This window comes from Streptomyces sp. P9(2023) (genome assembly GCF_032436795.1).
Taxonomy (GTDB): domain Bacteria; phylum Actinomycetota; class Actinomycetes; order Streptomycetales; family Streptomycetaceae; genus Streptomyces.
Genome location: NZ_JAUPWM010000257.1, coordinates 1 through 344, shown reverse-complemented (window position 1 = coordinate 344; position 344 = coordinate 1). Strand labels below are relative to the sequence as shown.

General features: G+C 45.3%; 1 protein-coding gene. It reads right to left on the bottom strand.

The annotated features are described in order from the left end of the window. Positions 1-97: 97 nt before the first annotated feature. A partial coding sequence (locus tag Q5762_RS37560) for an SDR family oxidoreductase (RefSeq protein ID WP_315896797.1) occupies positions 98-344 on the bottom strand: 247 nt, incomplete at its 5' end.

Here is a 344-nt window from a genome sequence, read left to right as displayed (position 1 = left end):
TTGGTAAAAAGTGGAGATCCCTAAAGCAAAACTAACCAACCCTAAAGCTTGAGCCAGTGATAAATCTACCATCATCTTCTCGAATACTTATGTGTGATTAACGTGCTAACCAACCACCATCAACGGCAATCGTGTAACCATTGATATAATCAGAGGCTGAAGAGGCTAAAAAGATAACCGGGCCAGCTAAGTCATTCGGTGTTCCCCAGCGACCGGCTGGAATGCGGTCAAGAATTTCTTTACTGCGTTCTTCATCAGAGCGAAGAGCTGCAGTATTGTTGGTAGCCATGTAACCTGGAGCAATCGCGTTGACATTTACGTTGTGCTGAGCCCATTCATTGGCC